Raw genomic sequence first — 22,552 nt, 5'->3', positions numbered from 1 at the left:
GGTAAATCCTCACTGGTTATGAAATACACGAAAAAGCGTCTGCAGCACGAAGCCCCACACCAACACCCAGCCAAGACAGGTGATCGATACAGTGCTCAGATAAAGGCGTTGGAGCCGGACTGACGTTTCACAAGGTGCCCCGCGCAAGCGTGCTTTCAAGTAGTTGAAAGAGCGCTGCCTTAACCGGGGCTCGTTGATGAGTTCGGTGATCGCCAGGTAAGTATCGCCATTGAACATCGGCAACAAAGTTGGAATCAGAGAGATGAACGATGCCACGATCATCACGATCGACAGCGCAAGCAAGTTACCTTGCGCTTCACCGTAAGCAGCCCAGATCACAATGCCTGTATTGGCGTACACAAGGCTGACCAGTGGGCCGGCCAAAATGGTGACGATGCGCTGATACCTCGGCAACGAACTCCATTGTTCTTGAACCGGCCGCACCCACCCGGTGGCCAGCAACAGATAGATGCCGATCCCGAAATCACTGACCTGAACCTTGTAATGTCGACAGGCCAGGGCATGCCCGAACTCGTGCAGTGCGATAGAACTGAGAATGACCGGAAAATGCCACCACAGCCATTGATTGCTGTGCACATATACCGCGAGAACATCTTCTTGAAACGCGCCGAAGTGCGTCCCCAGGTAGACGTAGCTGACCAAACACGCCGCAAGCATCGCCAGACAAAACGGTACGCTGCATATCCAGCGCAGGCTGGGGTAAACACAGTCCAGGCCCGGCTGCGGATTCATCTTGACCAGGTTGATCAGCAGGTACTTCTTCAAAGGCCCATAGGTAATACCGGTCGCGGGATCACGAAGCTTTTCAAGATCGCCATCTGCCCTCGACAGAATATTCAGACTCAATAGGCGACTTTCAAACTGCACCAGTTTCGTCTGACTGACCTTGATGCGGTGCCGGGTTTCAGCGTATCGGGAGATCTCTTCGTGTGTGGATACACCATCAAAAAGACGGGCCAGTGCATACTCGGTTTTACCCAACTCAAAACCGATATCGTTACTGGGGTCGTAAAGCTTGTAGCGCAACCGGCCGTCTGCCTCCACACGCTCGCTGACAACAATATCGTTACGCAGGCAGGACGCGATTGGAGTCTGTTTCATGACCTCGGACACATCGGAAGCGTGAGTCATGATGGCAACACCAGCGCCCGGAAGCGCTCCCGGTAGTAACTGTCCAGGCGCTCACGCCCTTGCGCCTTGACACGTTCGAGCTGCACATCATCCGACGGGGCTGCGCATCGACCGAGGACGAAAACCGCGCCAGGTCGAGTAGGCCCGCATAAGGGTTGCTCGGTGATCAGCAGCGGCTCCCAGCCGTGCATGCGCGTCAGCAGTTCGATGCTGGTGCCGCTGAGATAACGCCGATGATTGTGGGTCAGCATGCCCTGCTCCAGGCCGTGACCCAGTGCGCGGCCTTCAATCAATAACAGACCGTTTTCCGACGATGCCTGCCGACAGCGCTGCATGACGCAATGCACGTCATACATATGTTCCAGCGAGCCATTGATGATAATCAGGTCGACGTCGCCTGCGGCGTCCATTTCTTCGGCCGCTGTCAGCTCGATATTCAGGCCGATCTGTTTTCCGTATTCAACATAAGCGCGATCAGGGTCATTGCCGGTGACAGACCAGCCTCGCTTGGCAAAAGGGATCATCAGGCCACCGGCTGAACATCCGACATCCAGCAGGCGACCACTCTCTGGCAGGTATTCGCGCAGGCTCTGGTGCAGGTATTGACCACGGCGAACCTGGTCGAGAAAAAACGCTTTTTCCGGCGCGCTGTTGCCGAACAGTTTCAAGCGATAAAACTTGTCGTAGTAGTCTTTGTAAAACTGCGCATCAAAGCGATATTTTTGAAAAATATGGCCGCATGCCTGACACCCCAGCACAGGCAAATCAACGCCGTGGGATTCAGGACCGCAAATACGTGGCAGCAACACTTCATGGTGTCCACTGCCGCAGAGTTCGCAGTCCAGTGCAACGGCTTGATAACCGCTGTCCATGTGCAACACATCCAGGTAATGACTGATCGCCCAATCGTTCATCGCAACGTCCCTGTTACTTGATGCAGAAGAAACCTTCAAAACAGATGTATTTGAAAATGCTCATGACGTCCTTGAAACCGGCGCGGGCGAGCATGTCCTGATTGCCGGCCGTGGAGAACGGCTCCAGCACACCTTTGAGACTACGCGTCTTGGCCAGGATCTCGCTCGGCGTATAGCCCTGCTGCATCTTGTAGTCGACATACAAACTGCTGATCACATCCTGAAAACGAGCATCCGGCCCCCTGACTTTCTCGAACAGCACAAACGCACCGCCCCAGTTCAGAGACTCGTAAATACGATTGAACAGCTCCTGGCGAACGCGGGGGTGCACAAACTGAACCGTGTAATACGCCACGATGAAATCGCTCTTCTCATACGGAAAGGTAAGGATGTCGTCGGTCACAAAGGTGACGTTACTGATCGGCGCACGGCCGAGTGATTGATTGGCTTGTTGAGTCATGGCCTCTTCGACATCAATACCCACCCATTTGCCTGAACGCCCGTGACGTTCTGCCAATTGCCGTGTCAATGTGCCGGTCGAACTTCCAAGTTCATAACAGACGCTGTCAGCCTTGATAAAAAAGTCGCTCAAGGAAAGAACGATATCGTGACCATCCTTGTACTTGGGAACCGACTTCGACACATGCGAGTCGAAATGTTTGGGGGTGTCACCACCAAAACTCCAGGCTGCGTTATTTGAAGCCAGTCCATCCCCGACCACTTCAAGACTTATTACTTCAGGCGCGTTAACAGGCACAATGAATCTCCTTACTTACCTTGCACGGAACACCGGAAACTGCAGTGCGTCACGCAATGCAGTTTGACTGAAACATTTAGGGTCAGGCGATGGCGGCGACAGCCACCTTGCGCCAGGCAAGACGGCCCAACGCAATGCACCCGTTTAAAAGGGCTACCGAGAGAATCGTGTACAGCAGTGAGGGCATGCCGTAAGCCACGATTATTTTTCCGGCCAACAGTGGAAAACCGAACACGCCTACAAAGTAGGACAAACTGAATAACAACAAGGACTGTGCGGTGAGTCCGCTGGGCGCTTCATTGGCCGCCAGGCCGTTGATCACCGAGTACGTCAAGCCGTAACCCACGCCGAGAATGATCGCGGCCAACAGATAACTGAATGGCGACTCAACCGAGAACACAAACATCAGTATCGAAACAATCATCAGGGATGTCAGTACGCAGGAAGACAGATAAGCATCACGCTTGACGATGAACCCGGCAATCAACAATCGGCAAGAGATGGCTGCACACATGAACCCGAGGAAAAACAGCGAATAGTCCAGATGATGCAATGCGGCGTAGGAGGTCTGAAAGCTGGAAAGCCCGCCGAATATTGCACCGCCCAATCCCACCATCACGATAGGAAAGAATGCCTTGGAGCGCAGTACACGAGCGGCGGCACCTGTAGTGATGCGGCACACGGTCACAGGACCGAGAACGGCCTGTTGCAGCCTGATTTTCGGAGCTATCAGGAAAAACACGACTGCACCCAGCAGGCTGGCAGCGGCCGCGACGACGAACGCCGATTCAACCGGATACCCCATTGCCACCGCACCGCGCCCTGCCAAAGGCCCGGTACCGATCCCACTCATCATGCTGCCGGACAGCAGAGCGAAATACTTCACCCGGCGCGCAGGCTCGATGATCATTGCCACAATGATCGGCCCCAGTGTGTAGAACACACCCCAACCGAAACCCAGTATCAGACCGAATATCAATAATGCCGGGCCATACGTCGGGGTCATGGCAAACCCGATGCACGCAATCATCAACGCCAGACCTCCGGCAGCGATAGCTCGGGGCGCACCGATGATATCGGTCAGGTGACCTGAAAAAATGACGGCGAGAAATGTGCTCAGCATGGCCACTGAAATCACTGTGCCTGCGTCAGACTCGCTTCCGCCATGAGAGCCCAGCATAAGGGCCAGTAGAAAAGTAGTGCCGTAAGACAGGGACAGCAGATAGCTGGCCAGGCAAAACAGGCCGAACAGCCCCTTGGTCGAAGGGGTATTTTCAGGCGCTTGCGAAGACATGTAGGACATTCCTTATCGTTTGATAACAGTGCCGCTCTCAATAACCAGCCACCGCGTGGTGTAAGGCATTGATCACAATTGCGACATCACTGCGTGTGGTCATCCAGTTACAGACAGCCAGACGAAATACCTTTTCCCCGTTGTACGTACTGGGCGTAAGAAACAGTGCACCCGTGGCATTGATTCTTTCCAGCACTGCCGCGCTGTGCGCGTCATGATCACGCCCGCCGACACGTCGGCAGCGAAACATCACGATGTTCAAATAGACAGGGCACAACACGTCGTAATATTTACACCCGTCCATCCACGAAGCGATCTGGCGTACAACATCACAATTACGCTCTACCAACTCGCGGTAACCCGACTTGCCGTAAGCCATAAGCGTCATCCATAACGGCAACGCACGATAGCGACGCGACTGTTCGACACCTCGGTTCATGAAAGCAGGAAGCTCGCCCCCCATGGGTACATAGGGCGCGTCAGCGGAAAAGCTCCGCTCATGAAACTCAGTATGTCGGGTCAGGGCAATTCCACAGTCATAGGGAACGTTAAGCCACTTGTGAGCATCCGCCGTTATCGAATCAGCACGCTCCAGTCCCTCGATCAAGTGTTCGTAACGAGGAGAACAACGAGCAAAGGCACCAAATGCCGCATCGACATGCAACCAGGCGTTGTACCTCATGCATAAATCAGCAATACCATTGAGGTCGTCGAAATCACCGCTGTTCACGGTACCGGCGCTCGCCACTACAATTCGAGAAGTAGAGGCACTGCTTTTCAGCGCTTCTTCCAGGTGTTGGATATCCATGGCTTCACGATCAGGCAAACTGCGTATCGCCACTATATTTTTGCGCCCGATGCCCAGCACACCCAGACTTTTAATAATACTTGAGTGGGCAGAGGCCCCGAATACTGCTATCGGAGGGGCTGCTGCAATGCCTTCATGCGCAATGCTGACTCCCGCCTGCTCACCGCACCACTCACGAGCGCTGGACAGCCCCACCAGATTTGCCGCAGTCGCTCCGGTCGTCAAAACGCCCTGAAACAAATCCGCCGGAAGCTTCAGCAGGTTACTGATGAACGTCAGCACTTGAGCTTCGATAAATGCAGCGATCGAATGGCGCTCAGTGGCGACGTTCTGGTCAAGGACGGAAACCAGCCAGTCTCCGGCAAGTGCAGCGGGGGTCACGCCGCCCGTCACGAAGCCATAGTATCGAGGGCCTGTGCTGCGACTGTGCCCATCAGCGTAGCGCTGCCAATAAGTCCTCAGAGCATCCAGGCAGCCGAGTCCCTCCTCGGGCATTTCCGCTTGCTGAGTCAGGACATCAAGACGCGTGTCGACCGCAGCAGCGGTCTGTGCGCCAGCCAGAAAGTCGAGCGACAAGCTGCGGAGCTGTGTCAACAGCTCGGGGATACAGCGCTCATCATCCAAAATGCACGACATTTCGAACCGTCCATGGCCTGCCTAATGAAGCCTCAACCGCGACTGAAACGCCGCCCGTCGATTTCTTGAATAAGCTTATAACTGCTATTCATTAGGCAGCGCAATAGGATCCAAAACAGTCACCACTTCTTGGAAAACCCGAAAAATTCGCTTTATTTTCGTTAAAATATTCGATCACCTTGAAATATGTAGAAATAAATCATTGGAGAGATAAATCCCATGTCGCAGGTGAATATCCCAATTACGACATGAGCGCATGATTTTCATGTAAATCACGAAGGTCAGGTGCAAAAGCAAAAAGGCCGAATCCCGTTCTCACAGGATTCGGCCCTTCAATTCTTTGCCCGGTCAGACCGGGCAACTCATACGCTTGATGCTTACTGCGGGAACGCCGGAGGATTGACGTCTGCCATGTCTTCCATCACGCGAACCACCTGGTGGCTGTAACCGAACTCGTTGTCGTACCAAACGTACAGCACAACGCGGTTATCGTTGACGATGGTGGCTTCGGCATCCACCACACCAGCGTGACGCGAGCCAACGAAGTCCGTGGAGACCACTTCCTGCGAGTTCACGAAGTCGATCTGCTTGTGCAGGTCCGAGTGCAGCGCCATATAGCGCAGGTACTCGTTCATTTCCTCACGAGTGGTCGGCTTCTCGAGGTTGAGGTTGAGAATGGCCATGGACACGTTCGGCGTCGGAACGCGGATCGCGTTGCCGGTCAGCTTGCCGGCCAGTTCGGGCAGTGCCTTCGCGGCAGCGGTGGCTGCGCCGGTTTCGGTGATGACCATGTTCAACGCGGCGCTGCGGCCACGACGATCGCCCTTGTGGAAGTTGTCGATCAGGTTCTGGTCATTGGTGTACGAGTGCACTGTTTCGACGTGACCGTTGGTGATGCCGAACTTGTCGTTGACAGCCTTGAGCACCGGCACGATGGCGTTGGTGGTGCAGGATGCTGCGGAAACGATCTTGTCGTCTGCGGTGATTTCACCGTGGTTGATGCCGTGCACGATGTTCTTCAGCTTGCCTTTGCCCGGCGCGGTCAGGACGACTCGGTCGATGCCAGGGCAGGCCAGATGCTGGCCCAGGCCGTCTGCATCACGCCATACACCGGTGTTGTCTACCAGCAGAGCATCCTTGATACCGTACTGGGTGTAATCCACCTCGGACGGGTTCTTGGCATAGATGACCTGAATCAGGTTGCCATTGGCAGTGATGGTGCTGTTGGCCTCATCAATAGTGATGGTGCCGTCGAACGGACCATGTACCGAGTCGCGGCGCAGCAGGCTGGCACGCTTGACCAGATCGTTTTCCGCACCTTTGCGGACCACGATGGCACGCAGACGCAGGCCGTCGCCACCACCCGTCTTCTCGATCAGGATCCGCGCCAGCAGGCGACCGATACGACCGAAACCGTAAAGCACGACATCAGTACCCTTGCGTGGGCTGGTGCCCTGCTGCCCCACTACAGTGGCCAGTTCTTCACGTACGAACTGCTCTGGCGTGCGGCCGTTGCCTTCGGTCTTGAACTTCACGGCCAGCTTGCCCAGGTCCACCGAAGCGGCACCCAGCTTGAGTTCGCTCATCGCTTTTACAAGCGGAAACGTCTCATGTACGGACAACTCAACTGCATCGGACTGACGATGACGCGCAAAGCGGTGAGCTTTGAGAATCGCGATCACTGAACGGTTGATCAGGCTGCGGCCATAGATCGAACTCACCACATTGTTATTGCGGTAGAGCTGACCGATGAGCGGGATCATCGCTTCGGCGAGGGCTTCACGATCGATCCATTCACCAAGACACTGGTCGGGCTTCTGAGTCACGGGAACCTTCCACATGTAGGGGCTGAAAAAAGGGGCTACATTATGACCGCGCCTTTGTTTATGAGCAATGCGCGACTGTCATATCGACGGGCACTACATAATTTTCGCCCGTAAACACGAGGTAATACTCTGGAAAACTGACAGCCACCGCCTTCCCCCGTTACAATCGCCGCCCCTGTTGCAACGCCTGGAGCCCGACCTTCCCGTGCCAGTTCTGCGTCTACCGCATCTTTCTGCCGCTGCAGGCAAACAACACTGGGGCAATCTGCCCGGTGCCGCACTGAGCCTGGCCATTGCCGAGGCAGCCAGCGCAGCCAAGCGCTTCACCCTGCTCCTGACCGCCGACAGCCAGAGCGCCGAGCGGCTGGAACAGGAGCTGAAGTTTTTTGCGCCCACGCTGCCGGTTCTGCACTTCCCGGATTGGGAAACCCTGCCCTACGATCTGTTTTCGCCGCACCAGGACATCATTTCCCAGCGCATCGCCAGCCTCTATCGCCTGCCGGAGCTGGAACATGGCGTTTTGGTAGTCCCCATCACGACCGCCCTACACAGACTTGCACCGACCAAATTCCTGCTTGGCAGCAGTCTGGTGCTGGATGTCGGCCAGAAGCTCGATGTGGAGGCGATGCGTACGCGCCTGGAAGCCAGCGGCTATCGCTATGTGGATACGGTTTACGAGCATGGCGAGTTCACCGTGCGCGGCGCACTGATCGATCTGTTCCCGATGGGCAGCAAGCTGCCGTTCCGCATCGATCTGTTCGACGACGAAATCGAAACGCTGCGCACGTTCGATCCGGACACGCAGCGCTCCATCGACAAGGTCGAGTCGGTACGCCTGTTGCCTGCCCGCGAATTTCCACTGCAGAAAGAGGAAGTCACGCGCTTCAAGGCGCGCTTTCGCGAACGCTTCGATGTGGATTTTCGGCGCAGCCCGATTTTCCAGGACTTGAGCAGCGGTATCACACCAGCTGGCATCGAGTACTACATTCCGTTGTTCTTCGAGGAAACCTCGACCCTGTTCGATTACCTTCCGCAGGACACCCAGGTGTTTTCCCTGCCTGGAATCGAACAGGCCGCAGAAAACTTCTGGAACGACGTGCGCAACCGCTACGAAGAACGCCGAGTCGATCCAGCCCGGCCGCTGTTGCCACCGGCCGAGCTGTTTTTACCGGTGGAAGACTGTTTTGCGCGCTTGAAAAACTGGCCGCGCGTGGTTGCCAGCCAACAGGATGTCGACGCCGGTGGCGGGCGCGAGCGTTTTCCAGCGCAGACCTTGCCGGACCTGTCCATTGAAGCCAAGGCCAGTCAGCCATTGGCGGCATTGTCTGGGTTTCTCGATGATTTCCCCGGTCGCGTGCTGTTCACTGCCGAGTCCGCCGGACGCCGGGAAGTGCTGCTGGAGTTGCTGGAACGCCTCAAGCTGCGGCCGAAGACTGTCGACAGCTGGCTGGACTTCGTCGACGGCAAGGACAGACTGGCAATTACCATTGCGCCGCTTGACGAAGGCTTGCTGCTGGAACAACCGGCGCTGGCGCTGATTGCTGAAAGCCCATTGTTCGGCCAGCGTGTCATGCAGCGCCGTCGTCGCGAAAAACGCACTGATGGCGGCAACAACGACGCCGTCATCAAGAACCTTACCGAACTGCGCGAAGGCGCGCCGGTGGTGCACATCGACCATGGCGTCGGTCGCTATCTGGGGCTGGCGACGCTGGAAGTCGAGAATCAGGTCGCCGAATTTCTGATGCTGGCCTACGCCGAGGACGCCAAGCTGTACGTCCCGGTCGCCAACCTGCACCTGATCGCCCGCTACACCGGCAGCGACGACGAGACCGCGCCGCTGCACCGGCTGGGTTCGGAAACCTGGCAGAAGGCCAAGCGCAAGGCTGCCGAACAGGTTCGCGACGTGGCGGCCGAACTGCTGGATATCTACGCGCGCCGGGCAGCCCGCGAGGGTTATGCCTTTGCCGACCCGAAAGCCGACTACGCCACCTTCAGCGCGGGCTTCCCGTTCGAAGAAACGCCGGATCAGCAGACCACCATCGAAGCGGTACGCGCCGACATGCTGGCACCCAAGCCAATGGATCGCCTGGTGTGTGGCGACGTGGGCTTCGGCAAGACCGAAGTGGCCATGCGTGCCGCGTTCATTGCCGTGCACGGCGGGCGTCAGGTCGCAATTCTGGTGCCGACCACCCTGCTCGCCCAGCAGCACTACAACAGCTTCCGCGACCGCTTCGCCGACTGGCCGGTGACGGTCGAAGTGATGAGCCGCTTCAAATCGGCTAAGGAAGTCAACGCCGCCGTGGCCGATCTGGCCGAGGGCAAGATCGACATTGTCATCGGCACGCACAAACTGCTGCAGGATGACGTCAAGATCAAGAATCTTGGTCTGGTAATCATCGACGAAGAACACCGTTTCGGCGTACGTCAGAAAGAACAGCTCAAGGCGCTGCGCAGTGAGGTCGATATTTTGACCCTGACCGCTACGCCGATCCCGCGTACCCTTAACATGGCGGTGTCGGGCATGCGTGATCTGTCGATCATCGCCACGCCACCGGCGCGCAGGCTGTCGGTGCGCACCTTTGTCATGGAGCAGAACAAGCCCACGATCAAGGAAGCCCTGCTGCGCGAGCTATTGCGCGGCGGGCAGGTCTATTACCTGCACAACGACGTCAAGACCATCGAGAAATGCGCGGCAGACCTGGCCGAGCTGGTACCGGAAGCCCGTATCGGCATCGGCCACGGGCAGATGCGCGAGCGAGAGCTCGAACAGGTGATGAGCGACTTCTATCACAAGCGCTTCAACGTGCTGATCGCTTCGACCATCATCGAGACCGGCATCGACGTACCCAGTGCCAACACCATCATCATCGAACGTGCCGACAAATTCGGCCTGGCCCAGTTGCACCAGCTGCGCGGGCGCGTCGGGCGCAGTCACCACCAGGCCTACGCCTACCTGCTGACCCCGCCACGCAAACAGATCACTCCCGACGCCGAAAAACGTCTGGAAGCGATTGCCAACACACAGGACCTTGGTGCGGGCTTTGTGCTTGCCACCAACGACCTTGAGATCCGTGGCGCGGGCGAGTTGCTCGGCGACGGCCAGAGCGGCCAGATCCAGGCGGTGGGCTTCACCCTCTATATGGAAATGCTCGAGCGTGCGGTCAAGTCGATTCGCAAGGGCGAACAGCCCAATCTCGATCAGCCGCTGGGCGGCGGACCGGAAATCAACCTGCGCGTGCCGGCACTGATCCCGGAAGACTACCTGCCCGACGTGCACACCCGCCTGATTCTCTACAAGCGCATTGCCAACGCGGCTGACGAAGAGGCCTTGAAGGATCTTCAGGTGGAAATGATCGACCGTTTCGGCCTGTTGCCGGAGCCGACCAAGAACCTAGTGCGTATCACGCTGCTCAAATTGCACGCCGAACAGCTGGGCATCAAGAAAATCGACGGCGGCCCACAAGGTGGCCGTATCGAATTCGCGGCCGATACGCCGGTTGACCCACTGACCCTGATCAAGCTGATCCAGAGCCAGCCCAACCGTTACAAGTTCGAAGGTGCCACGCTGTTCAAATTCCTGGTCCCCATGGAGCGCCCGGAAGAGCGCTTCAACACGATCGAAGCGCTGCTTGAGCGCCTGACCCCGAAAACTGCTTGAAGGATTCACGCATGCGTTTGCTTCGTTCATTGACCCTGCTGCTGACGCTGATCGCGCCGACTGCGTTTGCGGACGGTGTCTATCAGGTCGAGATTCTGCTGTTTCGCCAGAACGGCGAACCTGCCTCTACCCGCCAGCTTGTCCCGGAAAACTGGGACAAGGGCGCGCAGAAGATCGACGCGAACGATGAGCGAAGCCCTGCCCTCAACGACTTGGCCAGCAAGCTGCAAGGCAGCGGCAACTATGAAGTACTGATGCAGCGCGCCTGGCAGCAGACCATCGGCACCGAGCCCGGCAAGGTCGCCATTACCAGTGGTGAAGAGCGGCTCGGCCACTTCCCCATCGAGGGCACCGTGAGTCTGGCGATGGCACGCTTTACCGATATTGGTGCACAATTCTGGGTCAACCAGCTGGACCCGCATGGCGTGGTCATCAGCAGTGAACGATTGAAGCAGACCGCCCGGGTAAAAAACGGTGAGCTGACTTATCTGGACAATGGCAACCTCGCGTTGCTGATCAAAGTTTCTCCTCTTTGATCTTTACGTACGCAAGGGACGCCAAGGCGCCCCCTTTCTTTTGAGCATCGCTGCGGCGTAGGGCCTTTTAAAACTTGTCGTCCATTCTCGAAAAAGTCCTGGCCTCGGCCTGGACAGACTTATTCAACGATCGAACGCTTGAGCGAGGGCTTGACTACGCCCGGCAAAAACGCATCGTGCTGGAAGACTCCAGCCCGCAGATCATCCGTACCGCATGCCGTGGCTCGGATCTGGAAATCTATACCCAGACCCTGCTGTTCAAGGACCCGGATCGCTACAAGAATTACCTGACTTGCAAATGCACCTGCCCGGTCCGCAACGACTGCAAACATTGCGTCGCCGCGCTGCATTTCCTGCAGGACCCGCAGAACCGGCCACTGCTGCAAGCGGCGCTGGCTTCGCACCAGCAGGAAATGGAAAAGCCTGTCGAGCAAAAGCCGAAGCTGCCGGAACGCCTGATCGATGACTTGCAACCACGGCCGAGGCTGATTCTGGCGAGCATCGAATTCAGTGCCTACGAACCGCGCAACGGGCGCATGCAGCGGCATATTCAGCACCGTGCGGCACTGGCGTTTGCCTATGGCAAGCATTATGCGGTTGGCACCACCAACGTCAGTATTCTGGTCAGTTCGCTGGGCAGCGATCTGGTGAATCAGAAAAGCGACATCATCGAACACACCGAAACCGAAACCCTGCGCATCCGTCGTCAGGGTGAACGAGAGCGGCAGTTGCGCCAGGAACTGGCCGATCTGGGCTTCAAGGTCGCTACCCGGCAGAGCAAGGCCCTGCCCGACAGCGCGGGTGACATGTATGAACTGCCCAACGACAAGGCCTGGCTGCATTTCGTGCTCGATGACCTGCCACGGTTGCGCGAGCAAGGTTGGGAAATCGACATTCAGGACGAGTTCGGCTTCGACGTCACACCCGTGGAGGACTGGTATGCCGTCATCGACGAAGAAACCGAACGCGACTGGTTCGACCTGGAACTGGGCATCATCGTAAACGGCGAACGCCTGAGCCTGCTGCCGATCCTGATCAACCTGATCCGCAGCCATCCCGAACTGATGAGCCCTTCCGCCGTGGCCAAGCGCGGTGACGAAGAACAACTGCTGGTGCAACTCAATCATTTCACCCAGAGCGGCGGCAGTCCGGTACAGATCGCGCTGCCCTACGGCAGGCTCAAGCCGGTACTGGCAACGCTGGGCGATTTCTACTGGCGTCAGGATGGCAACAACGCGCTGCGCATGAGCAAGGCCGATGCGGCACGCCTGACCCAGCTCGAAGACCTGCCGCTGACCTGGCAGGGAGGTGATCGCCTGCGTCACTTTGCCGAGCGCCTGATCAATATAAAGGACGCGCCGGTCAGCCTGCCCGATGGCCTCAACGCCACGCTTCGCCCCTATCAGCTTGAAGGCCTGAGCTGGATGCAATCGCTGCGCGAGCTGGAAGTCGGCGGAGTGCTGGCCGACGATATGGGTCTGGGCAAGACGCTGCAGACCCTGGCTCACCTGCTGATGGAAAAACAGGCCGGGCGCCTCGACCGCCCCGCTCTGGCAGTCATGCCGACCAGCCTGATCCCCAACTGGCTGGACGAGTCCGAGCACTTCACTCCGGACCTCAAGGTGCTGGCCCTGTACGGTGCCAACCGTCATCAGGATGCCGGCAATCTGCAGGATTACGACCTGATTCTGACCACCTACGCGCTGTTGCCACGGGACCTTGAGCTGCTCGAAAAACAGCCTTTCCATGTGCTGATTCTCGATGAAGCGCAGTACATTAAAAACCCCAACAGCAAGGCTGCTCAGGCAGCACGCAACCTCAACGCCCGACAGCGACTGTGCCTGAGCGGCACACCGCTGGAAAACCACCTGGGTGAGCTGTGGTCGCTGTTCCACTTCCTGATGCCCGGCTGGCTGGGCAACAGCAAGGAATTCAACAGTAATTACCGCACGGCCATTGAAAAGCATGGCAATCAGGACCGCCTGCATCACCTGAACGCGCGCATCAAGCCATTCCTGCTGCGCCGCACCAAGGAACAGGTCGCCACCGAACTGCCGCCCAAGACCGAGATCATCCACTGGGTCGACCTCAATGACGCCCAGCGCGACGTGTACGAAACCGTACGCTTGGCGATGGACAAGAAGGTCAGGGACGAAATCACCCGCAAGGGCGTAGCACGCAGCCAGATCATCATTCTTGAGGCGCTGCTCAAGCTGCGTCAGGTGTGCTGCGACCTGCGGCTGGTCAATCATGATATGCCGTTCAACAGCAAACAAGGCACCTCGGGCAAGCTCAACAGCCTGATGGAAATGTTCGAAGAACTGCTGGCCGAAGGGCGCAAGATCCTGCTGTTCTCGCAGTTCACGTCGATGCTGAGCCTGATCGAAGAAGAGCTCAAGCAAAGGGGTATCGCCTACGCCCTGCTGACCGGCTCGACCCGTGATCGACGGACGCCGATTCACGACTTCCAGAGCGGCAAGCTGCCGATTTTCCTGATCAGCCTCAAGGCCGGCGGTACCGGTCTCAACCTGACCGCTGCCGATACTGTGATTCACTACGACCCGTGGTGGAACCCTGCAGCCGAAAACCAGGCGACTGACCGTGCCTATCGCATTGGCCAGGACAAGCCGGTGTTTGTTTACAAGATGATCGCGCGGGGCACTGTCGAGGAAAAAATCCAGCGTCTGCAACGGGAAAAATCAGCGCTGGCCGCCGGTGTGCTCGATGGCCGGACAACCGGTGACTGGAAACTGCGCGATGAAGACCTGCAAGCTCTTTTCGCCCCGCTTCCCGCAGCGCCAAAGAAAACCCGCAAGTAAGCCCGTCAGGCGCTTATTCGACAGCAACCTGCTGAAGAATCTGCGCCGTGGACAGCACCGTAGCGTACTCGCCATGCAGATTGGCCAGCGACATCGCGTGCACCTCTTCGGCACTGCGCGGCGTGCCGAAAAAGTCCTTTTGATCAAAGGTAAAACAGGCGTCGTGTGCGACCAGCACGTCAAACCCCAGATTGCCGCCACTGCGCGCGGTGGACTCGACGGAGTTGTTGGTGATAACACCGGCAATCACCACCTGCCTGATCCCGTCCGAGCGTAACCACATCTCCAGAAACGACCCGCAAAACGCGTCGGGCACCTGCTTGCTCAATTCCCGCTCATCGGTTTGCGGCAAAAACGCGGACTGGTACTCGACCCCTGACTGCTCTGGCCAGAACACTGATTCGGGCGACGTCGAGAAATGCCTGACGTGAATCACCGTCCGCCCGGATTGGCGCCACGTGCCAAGCAGTGCGCTGATGTTGGTCTCGGCCAGTGGATTATTACGCCGCCCCAGCTTGGGATGATTAATGCCCTGCTGCAGGTCGATCAGGATCAGCGCGCTGTTGTCTTGAATATCCATAACAAATAAGTCCGAACTTTTGGTTCAGGAAGACTATCGCAATCAGGGTCTATTCTGGTCGCAATCGTCGACAGACTCAGGCTTGTCCGAGACCTGCCCCAAGGAGAACATCATGATCGAACACCTTAAACTCGCTGGCAAAGTAGCGCTCGTGCAGGGAGGCTCGCGTGGTATTGGCGCAGCCATCGTCCAACGACTGGCCAAAGAAGGCGCAGCCGTAGCCTTTACCTACGTCAGTTCCGAAGTCAATGCCCTGGAGATTCAGGACAGTATCGTCGCCAATGGTGGCCGTGCATTGGCGATTCGTGCAGACAGCGCCGACGAAAAAGCCATTCGCCAGGCCGTACAGACCACCGCAGAGACGCTTGGCAGGCTGGATATCCTGGTTAATAACGCCGGCATTCTGGCCATTGCGCCCCTGAACGAATTCAGCATGCGAGACTTCGACAAAACCCTGGCGATTAACGTGCGCAGCGTGTTCATCGCCAGCCAGGAGGCCGCCCGGCACATGGAAGAAGGCGGACGCATCATCAACATCGGCAGCACCAACGCCGACCGCATGCCTTTTGCGGGCGGTGCCACCTACGCCATGAGCAAATCGGCGCTGATCGGCCTGACCAAAGGCATGGCTCGCGACCTGGGCCCGCAAGGCATCACCGTCAACAACGTCCAGCCCGGCCCGGTGGATACCGACATGAACCCGGCACACGGCGAATTCGCCGAAACCCTGAAGGCGCTGATGGCCCTGCCCCGCTACGGCACAAGCGAAGAAATTGCCAGCTTCGTCGCCTACCTTGCAGGACCGGAAGCGGGCTACATCACCGGTGCCAGCCTGACCATCGACGGCGGCTTCAGCGCCTGAGGCCGCTACCCTAAGCGGCTCTTTGCCCAAGGGCCGCATCCCTCGCCAGACCCTTTTACTGGCGAATGAGCGTTTATTTGCTTAAGCGCATGAAAAATCTGAAAAAAAGTTTTGCGTTAAGAAAAGGTTTCGACTACATTAGCGCGCCTCGGCAGACACAACGTTGTCGTCGAGATACGGTGAGGTGTCCGAGTGGCTTAAGGAGCACGCCTGGAAAGTGTGTATACAAGAAATTGTATCGAGGGTTCGAATCCCTCCTTCACCGCCATATTGATACAACGCAAAGCCCCTGAACTCCGAGAGGAATTCAGGGGCTTTGTGGTTTCTGGAGTCCGAGAAAATGGCCGTGGATTGCGATCGTGACAGGCGCGGGTACGGGGGCAGGCTATTGAGTCTGCGGGCTTTGACATCAAAGCCCGCCGCACTTAGCTCAGATCGATCACACCGGTCATGGCCGTGAAATGGCTTTGCTTGTGCTGAAGCTTGTCGAGAATCTGCGCAGGGGTCGACTCGCGGAAGACCACCATGTGCCCGACGTCCTTGCCGCCCTCGGTCACGCGTTCGATATCGTTGATCATCCAGGTGGTCAGCTCTTCGGCAGTAATGCCCAGTTCGGCCGCCACTCGCTGGTGAAGGCGCTCGGTGTCGTATTGATTGAATTGATCGCTGTTCATGGGGCTGGCTCCTTCAAGGGGTATTAAGTTCAGTCCCCGCGAGGGCTCCACAGTTCAATCGCATTCGAGCGGGCAGCAAACGACCTGTCACTCCGGCTTTGCACCAGGCTCCGACACACCGGGTATTTGCATATTTTTCTTGCGCCGGAAGGCTTCAGAGAAGTTGTAAACCGAGAAAGCAATCAGCCCGAAGGCCATCACCATCGAGCTCAGATCCGGCGCGAAGCCTGGAAACGAGGGCTTTCCGAACGGGGTCAGGTATTCCCCATCAAAACGTGAGCCCGTTCCCTACGCCAACCGTCTCATGGACAAATTCATCTGTCCCATCAAGTCTCTTTGCTCTCTGAGAGAGAGCACCAGCCGTGCGATGGATCGGCTGCTCTCTACCTCGGACAAGGACAGCCCCGTGACATAGAGCTGGATATCACCTGACTCGGGGTGGAGAAGCTTAACCGAGAAGGTTTCATTCGACGCTACGACGCAATCGCACCTGGAAGGCAGAAAAGCTGTTTCAAGAACTCGCTGAATATCGGGCTTTGAAAACATGGTGCGTGCGTCCTCTGGAGGGGGCCAAATTATGATGTGAAGTGTAGACGAGTTTTGGGCGAATAGGTTTCCGACCTGGGCAAGGGATGCACACGGCACAGGGGCTTTTTGTAACGAATGCCCAGAACCGTTTTTGCCTGATCAAGGAACTGCCTGCAACACCTCACGCTCTCTGGTCTAAAGTACCCTCTCCTGAACTCCCCGAGCCTCGACCTATATGAATGACCGCGCACGTGAACTGGCGTCTCGTCTGATTCGCAATTTCAACGAGGCTCCCCTAGAACATGAAGTTCGTGAACCTCTCTACGAAAGCTCGGCAGCACGCCTTGGCACCGGCACGGCCGCGCAAAAGCTGGGGGCGTCGATTGATGTCGTGGCGCCGGGCAAGCGCTCCTGCCCTTACCATTTCCATCATGTCCAGGAAGAGATGTTCGTGATCATCGAGGGCGAAGGCAGTTTGCGTGTTGCGGGCGAAATGCTGCCCATCAGGACGGGCGACATTTTATTCATTCCGGCCGGGGCCGAATACCCTCATCAGATTATCAACACCTCTCAGGCACCACTGAAATACTTGTCGATCAGCACACGAGAAACACCCGAAGTGTGTGAATACCCGGACTCTGGGAAGTATCAGGCGATGGTGTCAGCTAACGGAACGCGAGTGTTCACCGCCAATCAGCGGACCACGGAAAACCTCGATTACTGGGACGGCGAGCCGTGATTTGAATTGTTTGTAAATTGTATCCGGCAGTTCACGCTTTTTTCACGTTCGCGGGTTTATTGTTAACTCAATTCCCAGCAAGACCTTAAGCCCGCTACCCCCCATCGCGGGCTTTTCTTTGTCTGCGATTTGAGTGCGCTTCACCCTGCATTCACCAAGAGATATCAGGAACACGACGGCTTCAGCGGCGTCGGGCAGATAGGGAACATCATGCAGAATATGCTTTCCAAGCCCTACCTCCCGGAAGAAAAACCGCCCACCATGAAAGACACTCTCAAAAAACTGGCCCTTACTGTTGCGTGCCTGACGGCGGCTCCAGCCTTCGCTGCTTGCCAGATGACTCCCGTCTCCTATGACATGCCCTCACAGCGCCTGGATGAGGCGCTGCAGCAACTGGCTCATCAATCCGGCTGCCCGGTAAAGGTCGATCTGGGCGCGGACAGCAGCAGAAAGGTCAAGAAGTTCAAGGGCACATTTACCCCGGATCAGGCGCTTTGGCTGGTATTGAAAAAAACCGGGCTGGAAGGCTATGTCGAAAATGACGGGCTCACGGTTGACCGTCGAGGCCAGGATTTTGTAAACCAGCGGGCAACGGAAATACGCAAGGCTATCGATGAGGCGGGTACGCGGATGGAGGCCAGAAAGAAGAAACGCTTCCTTCACCAACTGGACACCATCGAGTCCGGAGCGAAGAAACTGGTGCTTGAACAGGGCTTTGTCAGCGCAGCCGAGATGGCGAGTTACAGGCGTGACTTCGACGAACTGTCGAGCCAGATACCGGCCAGCAAGTGAACCTCCGATAATTGCGCTAACATTCGTCGCTTTTTACCAGACGGCCGCACGCGCTGTGGGATATCGATGAGAAAAACTGTCTTATTCGTAGCGGCACTGGCGCTGCACCCGCTGGCTTATGGCGCAGGTGATGCAGAGGCCGGAAAAGCAGTCTTTACCCGCCTCTGCTCCGGCTGTCACAAGATCGGCCCTTCTGCACGCAACGCATTTGGCCCGCCCCTCAACGGCATCATTGGTCGTCAGGCGGGGCAGCAGGAAGGCTATGTATACACCGACGCAATGAAGAACTCGGGGCTGGTCTGGACGCGTGAAGAGTTGCGCACCTACATCAAGGACCCGAGCGAAGTTGTACCCGGCACCCGCATGAAACTGTGGTGGATGGGCAACGATGAGCGAATGGAAGACTTGCTTGAATACCTGGACGCAAACAAGTAATACAGGCCGATAGATAAACCGCCCTCGGTATACCGAGGGCGATCAGTCAGTTACTTATCCGGCGTGTAAGGCGGGTAATCATCCTTGCTGCCCTTGTCACTGGCAGGCGTCTTGGCGGGCTCGGTCGGATCGATTTGCGGATCCTGGGTTTTCGGTGACTCTTCGTCAAAACCCGGATCATTCTTGTCTTCGTTGCTGCCTGGCTGGATGCCGGTCATGTGCGCCTCCATTGGGTAAATTCAGAACCTGATATTCAGAAAGCGGATCAACACAGCCGTGCGATATGTCTGACGAACGGGGCCTGGCGGCAAGAGGACATGGCGGCATTCACAGGCAAATGGTAGCCTTGCGCCATGCAAGGAGAGAACCATGAAAAGGCTTTCAACCACACTGGCAGTGGCAGCGTTACTGAGCGCAGGTACGGCGCACGGCGAGATATTCAAATGCACATCAGCGCAGGGACAGGTGAGCTATGCTTCGATCCCCTGTGACAACGCTGCGCAGAGCGCACTGCAGCGCCAGGGCCCGCCGAACATGCGCCGCGAGGATGAACCGCTCGATTATGTTCACCAGACCAATCTCAAGGCCACTGAATACCTGAAAATCAGCGGCCGCACCCACGTGACGGTATACGAGACGGAACGCTACAAAGCGTATCAGCGAAACCGCCCGCCACCGCCGAACATCCCCTCGCAGTGCCAAAGCCCGCAGTACGACAGTCAGTGTTTCGATCCGTCGGGTGGAATGTCCTCGAAAACACGGGCGGCTTTTGGGGATAGCGCTCGATAACTTACAGAGCAGTTTTCACATCGGCGCGTACTTCACTGATCTGAATTTCAGGGATCAGGTCGGTGTAGTTGATGATGTCGGCGTTGATCTGCTTTGAATGCGGCCCCATGCCAGCTTCAAAGTCTTCAATGGAATCGCAATAGATGTGGCACATGCCGATATACATGGGGTCGGAGCCTGGCGTTGCCCCGCCTATGCCTCGGTCCACGCTGTAACCCTTGCAGTACTTGCCCATCAGTTTCTGCACCAGCGGCATGTGTTTGTCACGATAGTAATCGTGGTCGAAACGGGCACCTTCTTCATACGCATACAGCACGCTGACTTTGATCATCTCGATAGGCTCCTGAGTGAGGGTCATTAAATTCGCCTGGACACTCTAGCGATTATTGTCGCCAGGTGCTGACATCAATGACCTGCTCCCTCACAATCACGCCGTCCTGCCTCGCCACCCTTAAAACGGCCGGGCCATAGAAACGTTCGAGGAACCCCGCATGAATACACTTGAGTGGAACGAGGCCGCGCTGGCGAAGTACCTCGCGACCCATCCGACCCTGAAAGATGAAATCAGCGCATTGAGCCCGAAGGAGCAAAAGCAGCAATTGCAGTGGGCGTTTGAGGACGAGGCCGAGAGCCAGGGCATCGAGACCTGGGAACTGGCGCTGGAACTGATTGCCGAATCGCCTGAACAGTTGCAGAGCATGCGCCTGGAAGCGCACCGCCAGGTAGCCGAAGCTCTGGGGATGGACTGGGAAGAATATTGCGGGTTCAACGATATCCAGCCATGAATGGAGCCGCCATCAACGGCGAATCGGCCATTGACAGTCACACAGCTCAGTGACTCATCAGTCAGCTCTTTACCTGTTCCTTATGGATGAGTAACGTCTGCTCACTTCAATAAAGGAATCACGTCATGAGTGATCTGGTCTCGTATCATCTGGACGACGGTGTCGCCACGCTGACGCTGAACAACGGCAAGGTCAATGCCATCTCCCCGGACGTCATCGTTGCGTTCAACGCGGCGCTGGATCAGGCAGAGCAGGATCGGGCAATCGTTATCGTCACGGGGCAGCCCGGTATTCTTTCGGGCGGCTATGACCTGAAGGTGATGACGTCGAGCGCCGAAGCAGCCATCAATCTGGTTGCGCAGGGCTCGACACTGGCGCGACGCATGCTTGCGCACCCCTTTCCGATCATCGTTGCCTGCCCTGGCCATGCGGTTGCCAAGGGAGCCTTTTTGCTGTTGTCCGCCGATTACCGTATCGGCGTTGCGGGGCCTTTCAGCCTCGGGCTGAACGAAGTGCAGATCGGCATGACCATGCACCACGCCGGCATCGAACTGGCACGCGACCGGTTGCGCAAATCAGCGTTCAATCGCTCGGTGATCAACGCCGAGATGTTCGACCCTGAGGGTGCGATGGCTGCCGGCTTCCTGGACAAGGTCGTCAGCGTCGAGGAACTGCAGAGCGCCGCCCTCGCGGTCGCCGGCCAGTTGAAGAAAATCAACATGAGTGCACACAAGAAGACCAAGCTCAAAGTCAGAAAAGCCCTGCTCGATACGCTGGATGCAGCCATCGAACAGGATCGGCAGCACATGCTGTGACACCCGATCAAAGCCCGCACGTGCGGGCTTTTGTTTACTCGCGAACTCATACGCATTTGATCAATCTGATCAGCTACCGCGCATGTTTTTTGCGCCACTGACATATTGAAGAAGCGATAGCGCCATGGGTCGAGTTGTTGCAGCAGCGGTGTACAGCAAAGGCAAGAAAGTCCGCGATATTACCCTTGATGAAGGTGCCGCCTGGGCCGCAAAACCCGATCACTTTGTCTGGATCGGGCTGGAGCAGCCCAGCGATGAGGAACTCACCAGCCTCAAAGAGCAGTTCAACCTGCACGAACTGGCTCTTGAAGACGCCATGGAAGTTCACAGCCGTCCGAAGCTGGAGACCTTCGGCGATGCACTGTTCATCGTGACCTACGCGCCGGTACGCGACAATGGCAAGCTGCTGTTCATCGAAACCCACATCTTCGCCGGTAAGGGCTACATCATCACCTCACGCAACGGCCACTCCAAGTCCTACGGACTGGTGCGACAGCGCTGTGAAGCACGGCCATTGCTGCTGGAACACGGCGAAGACTTCGTGCTTTACGCCCTTCTGGACTTCGTGACCGAGAACTATCAACCGGTCACCGAAGCCATCCACACCGAACTCGAACTGCTGGAACAAAGTGTCATCGGTGGTTCACTGCGCGAGTCGGATATTCAGCACATTCATGCACTGCGTCGCGATCTCTTGCGGATGCGCCGTTACGTGGCCCCCATGGTGGAAGTGGGTGAGGAACTGCAGAGACTCAGCTTCCCGTTCATCGACAAGAACATGCGACCCTACTTCCGCGATGTCGAAATTCACGTCAAACGGCAGATGGAAGACCTTGGCAATCTGTGTGACATCGCCAGCCAGACAATAGAAATCGGCTTGCTGCTGGAGTCTTCGCGACAGAGTATCGTGCAGCGCAAGTTCGCCGGATGGGCAGCGATTCTGGCGTTCCCGACGGCCATTGCCGGTATCTATGGCATGAATTTCGAGAACATGCCCGAACTCAAGTGGCATTACGGTTACTTCATCGTACTGGGCGTAATCGTGGGCGGCTGTGCGGCGCTGTTTGCCAGCTTCAAGCGTTCTGGCTGGCTGTAGCAGAGCAGCCCCCTGCAAACCGCCAGGCGCATGACCACACATGACCACACGTCATGC

The 22,552-nt window shown here is 57.0% G+C and carries 22 protein-coding genes and 1 tRNA gene; 12 read left to right on the top strand and 11 right to left on the bottom strand.

The window, feature by feature from the left end:
- Positions 1–9: 9 nt before the first annotated feature.
- The 6 genes from MME58_RS09660 to MME58_RS09635 form a co-directional block, all read right to left on the bottom strand.
- Positions 10–1,152, bottom strand: coding sequence for a M50 family metallopeptidase (locus MME58_RS09660; protein WP_054984984.1), 1,143 nt, complete (start codon positions 1,150–1,152; stop codon positions 10–12).
- The gene (locus tag MME58_RS09655; RefSeq protein ID WP_054984985.1) at positions 1,149–2,066 is read right to left on the bottom strand and encodes a class I SAM-dependent methyltransferase; all 918 of its coding nucleotides are present in this window, start codon (positions 2,064–2,066) and stop codon (positions 1,149–1,151) included. Before MME58_RS09655 ends, MME58_RS09660 begins: the two co-directional genes overlap by 4 nt.
- Positions 2,067–2,079: 13 nt before the next feature.
- Entirely contained in the window at positions 2,080–2,823 is a 744-nt protein-coding gene (locus MME58_RS09650; protein ID WP_054984986.1) for a methyltransferase domain-containing protein, read from the bottom strand.
- An 82-nt stretch (positions 2,824–2,905) separates the two neighbouring features.
- A complete protein-coding gene (locus tag MME58_RS09645) occupies positions 2,906–4,117 on the bottom strand; it encodes an MFS transporter (protein ID WP_054984987.1) in 1,212 nt (403 codons plus the stop codon).
- Positions 4,118–4,154: 37 nt separating this feature from the next.
- On the bottom strand, positions 4,155–5,549 hold the full coding sequence (locus MME58_RS09640; protein WP_233590977.1) for a pyridoxal phosphate-dependent decarboxylase family protein: 1,395 nt from the start codon (positions 5,547–5,549) through the stop codon (positions 4,155–4,157).
- 389 nt (positions 5,550–5,938) lie between these two features.
- Positions 5,939–7,402: a glyceraldehyde-3-phosphate dehydrogenase gene (locus tag MME58_RS09635; RefSeq protein WP_054984989.1), complete on the bottom strand. Its 1,464-nt coding sequence runs from the start codon at positions 7,400–7,402 to the stop codon at positions 5,939–5,941.
- 190 nt (positions 7,403–7,592) lie between these two features.
- Here MME58_RS09635 and mfd point away from each other — a divergent pair, with 190 nt between their 5' ends.
- The 3 genes from mfd (at position 7,593) to MME58_RS09620 (ending at position 14,400) form a co-directional block, all read left to right on the top strand.
- Entirely contained in the window at positions 7,593–11,045 is a 3,453-nt protein-coding gene (gene mfd, locus MME58_RS09630) for a transcription-repair coupling factor (protein ID WP_122239208.1), read from the top strand.
- A gap of 11 nt (positions 11,046–11,056) precedes the next feature.
- Positions 11,057–11,581: a CsiV family protein gene (locus MME58_RS09625; protein WP_054984991.1), complete on the top strand. Its 525-nt coding sequence runs from the start codon at positions 11,057–11,059 to the stop codon at positions 11,579–11,581.
- 74 nt (positions 11,582–11,655) lie between these two features.
- The gene (locus MME58_RS09620) at positions 11,656–14,400 is read left to right on the top strand and encodes a DEAD/DEAH box helicase (RefSeq protein WP_055006200.1); all 2,745 of its coding nucleotides are present in this window, start codon (positions 11,656–11,658) and stop codon (positions 14,398–14,400) included.
- A gap of 13 nt (positions 14,401–14,413) precedes the next feature.
- On the opposite strand, the gene MME58_RS09615 is transcribed toward MME58_RS09620, so the two are convergent.
- Positions 14,414–14,980 carry a cysteine hydrolase family protein gene (locus tag MME58_RS09615; protein WP_054984993.1) on the bottom strand — a complete coding sequence of 189 codons (567 nt, stop codon included), beginning with the start codon at positions 14,978–14,980 and terminating at the stop codon, positions 14,414–14,416.
- 112 nt (positions 14,981–15,092) lie between these two features.
- Here MME58_RS09615 and MME58_RS09610 point away from each other — a divergent pair, with 112 nt between their 5' ends.
- On the top strand, positions 15,093–15,842 hold the full coding sequence (locus MME58_RS09610; protein WP_055006201.1) for a 3-oxoacyl-ACP reductase family protein: 750 nt from the start codon (positions 15,093–15,095) through the stop codon (positions 15,840–15,842).
- A 178-nt stretch (positions 15,843–16,020) separates the two neighbouring features.
- Positions 16,021–16,110 (top strand) — tRNA-Ser (locus MME58_RS09605).
- 157 nt (positions 16,111–16,267) lie between these two features.
- Here MME58_RS09605 and MME58_RS09600 read toward each other — a convergent pair.
- Complete coding sequence (locus tag MME58_RS09600) at positions 16,268–16,516, bottom strand: hypothetical protein (RefSeq protein ID WP_054987749.1); 249 nt, start codon at positions 16,514–16,516, stop codon at positions 16,268–16,270.
- Positions 16,517–16,804: 288 nt separating this feature from the next.
- Complete coding sequence (locus tag MME58_RS09595; RefSeq protein WP_055006202.1) at positions 16,805–17,062, bottom strand: DUF1652 domain-containing protein; 258 nt, start codon at positions 17,060–17,062, stop codon at positions 16,805–16,807.
- A 217-nt stretch (positions 17,063–17,279) separates the two neighbouring features.
- Between MME58_RS09595 and MME58_RS09590 the strand changes: the two genes are divergently transcribed.
- The 3 genes from MME58_RS09590 to MME58_RS09580 all read left to right on the top strand — a co-directional run bounded on the left by MME58_RS09590 (position 17,280) and on the right by MME58_RS09580 (position 19,010).
- Complete coding sequence (locus MME58_RS09590) at positions 17,280–17,783, top strand: cupin domain-containing protein (RefSeq protein WP_055006203.1); 504 nt, start codon at positions 17,280–17,282, stop codon at positions 17,781–17,783.
- A 261-nt stretch (positions 17,784–18,044) separates the two neighbouring features.
- On the top strand, positions 18,045–18,575 hold the full coding sequence (locus tag MME58_RS09585; protein ID WP_055006247.1) for a hypothetical protein: 531 nt from the start codon (positions 18,045–18,047) through the stop codon (positions 18,573–18,575).
- 66 nt (positions 18,576–18,641) lie between these two features.
- Positions 18,642–19,010 (top strand): c-type cytochrome, encoded by a 369-nt coding sequence (locus tag MME58_RS09580; RefSeq protein ID WP_055006204.1) that lies wholly within the window; start codon positions 18,642–18,644, stop codon positions 19,008–19,010.
- A 50-nt stretch (positions 19,011–19,060) separates the two neighbouring features.
- On the opposite strand, the gene MME58_RS09575 is transcribed toward MME58_RS09580, so the two are convergent.
- A complete protein-coding gene (locus MME58_RS09575) occupies positions 19,061–19,228 on the bottom strand; it encodes a DUF6021 family protein (protein WP_061447438.1) in 168 nt (55 codons plus the stop codon).
- Positions 19,229–19,379: 151 nt separating this feature from the next.
- Here MME58_RS09575 and MME58_RS09570 point away from each other — a divergent pair, with 151 nt between their 5' ends.
- A complete protein-coding gene (locus tag MME58_RS09570; protein ID WP_055006205.1) occupies positions 19,380–19,799 on the top strand; it encodes a DUF4124 domain-containing protein in 420 nt (139 codons plus the stop codon).
- Between the two features lies 1 nt (position 19,800).
- Here the strand turns inward: MME58_RS09570 and MME58_RS09565 are convergent, their stop codons facing one another.
- On the bottom strand, positions 19,801–20,130 hold the full coding sequence (locus MME58_RS09565; protein WP_055006248.1) for an EthD family reductase: 330 nt from the start codon (positions 20,128–20,130) through the stop codon (positions 19,801–19,803).
- Between the two features lie 160 nt (positions 20,131–20,290).
- On the opposite strand from MME58_RS09565, the gene MME58_RS09560 reads away from it, so the two are divergent.
- The 3 genes from MME58_RS09560 to MME58_RS09550 all read left to right on the top strand — a co-directional run bounded on the left by MME58_RS09560 (position 20,291) and on the right by MME58_RS09550 (position 22,495).
- The gene (locus MME58_RS09560) at positions 20,291–20,584 is read left to right on the top strand and encodes a DUF6388 family protein (RefSeq protein WP_004664517.1); all 294 of its coding nucleotides are present in this window, start codon (positions 20,291–20,293) and stop codon (positions 20,582–20,584) included.
- A 125-nt stretch (positions 20,585–20,709) separates the two neighbouring features.
- A complete protein-coding gene (locus tag MME58_RS09555; RefSeq protein WP_055006206.1) occupies positions 20,710–21,399 on the top strand; it encodes a crotonase/enoyl-CoA hydratase family protein in 690 nt (229 codons plus the stop codon).
- Between the two features lie 124 nt (positions 21,400–21,523).
- Entirely contained in the window at positions 21,524–22,495 is a 972-nt protein-coding gene (locus MME58_RS09550; protein WP_055006207.1) for a magnesium and cobalt transport protein CorA, read from the top strand.
- Positions 22,496–22,552 lie beyond the last annotated feature (57 nt).

This window comes from Pseudomonas syringae pv. tagetis, from assembly GCF_022557255.1.
In the GTDB taxonomy this organism is placed as follows: Bacteria; Pseudomonadota; Gammaproteobacteria; order Pseudomonadales; family Pseudomonadaceae; genus Aquipseudomonas; species Aquipseudomonas caricapapayae.
Note: the sequence above shows the minus strand (reverse complement) of the source record. Positions and strands in the feature narration are given on the sequence as shown.

Bases quoted from the DNA above. Each gene is read 5' to 3' on its own strand.
- MME58_RS09595 (WP_055006202.1), bottom strand. From the start codon at position 17,062: ATGTTTTCAAAGCCCGATATTCAGCGAGTTCTTGAAACAGCTTTTCTG.
- MME58_RS09580 (WP_055006204.1), top strand. From the start codon at position 18,642: ATGAGAAAAACTGTCTTATTCGTAGCGGCACTGGCGCTGCACCCGCTG.
- MME58_RS09615 (WP_054984993.1), bottom strand. From the start codon at position 14,980: ATGGATATTCAAGACAACAGCGCGCTGATCCTGATCGACCTGCAGCAG.
- MME58_RS09590 (WP_055006203.1), top strand. From the start codon at position 17,280: ATGAATGACCGCGCACGTGAACTGGCGTCTCGTCTGATTCGCAATTTC.
- MME58_RS09570 (WP_055006205.1), top strand. From the start codon at position 19,380: ATGAAAAGGCTTTCAACCACACTGGCAGTGGCAGCGTTACTGAGCGCA.
- MME58_RS09550 (WP_055006207.1), top strand. From the start codon at position 21,524: ATGGGTCGAGTTGTTGCAGCAGCGGTGTACAGCAAAGGCAAGAAAGTC.
- MME58_RS09655 (WP_054984985.1), bottom strand. From the start codon at position 2,066: ATGAACGATTGGGCGATCAGTCATTACCTGGATGTGTTGCACATGGAC.
- MME58_RS09600 (WP_054987749.1), bottom strand. From the start codon at position 16,516: ATGAACAGCGATCAATTCAATCAATACGACACCGAGCGCCTTCACCAG.
- MME58_RS09560 (WP_004664517.1), top strand. From the start codon at position 20,291: ATGAATACACTTGAGTGGAACGAGGCCGCGCTGGCGAAGTACCTCGCG.
- MME58_RS09555 (WP_055006206.1), top strand. From the start codon at position 20,710: ATGAGTGATCTGGTCTCGTATCATCTGGACGACGGTGTCGCCACGCTG.
- MME58_RS09610 (WP_055006201.1), top strand. From the start codon at position 15,093: ATGATCGAACACCTTAAACTCGCTGGCAAAGTAGCGCTCGTGCAGGGA.
- MME58_RS09635 (WP_054984989.1), bottom strand. From the start codon at position 7,402: ATGTGGAAGGTTCCCGTGACTCAGAAGCCCGACCAGTGTCTTGGTGAA.
- MME58_RS09645 (WP_054984987.1), bottom strand. From the start codon at position 4,117: ATGTCTTCGCAAGCGCCTGAAAATACCCCTTCGACCAAGGGGCTGTTC.
- MME58_RS09565 (WP_055006248.1), bottom strand. From the start codon at position 20,130: ATGATCAAAGTCAGCGTGCTGTATGCGTATGAAGAAGGTGCCCGTTTC.
- MME58_RS09660 (WP_054984984.1), bottom strand. From the start codon at position 1,152: ATGACTCACGCTTCCGATGTGTCCGAGGTCATGAAACAGACTCCAATC.
- MME58_RS09625 (WP_054984991.1), top strand. From the start codon at position 11,057: ATGCGTTTGCTTCGTTCATTGACCCTGCTGCTGACGCTGATCGCGCCG.
- MME58_RS09575 (WP_061447438.1), bottom strand. From the start codon at position 19,228: ATGACCGGCATCCAGCCAGGCAGCAACGAAGACAAGAATGATCCGGGT.
- MME58_RS09585 (WP_055006247.1), top strand. From the start codon at position 18,045: ATGAAAGACACTCTCAAAAAACTGGCCCTTACTGTTGCGTGCCTGACG.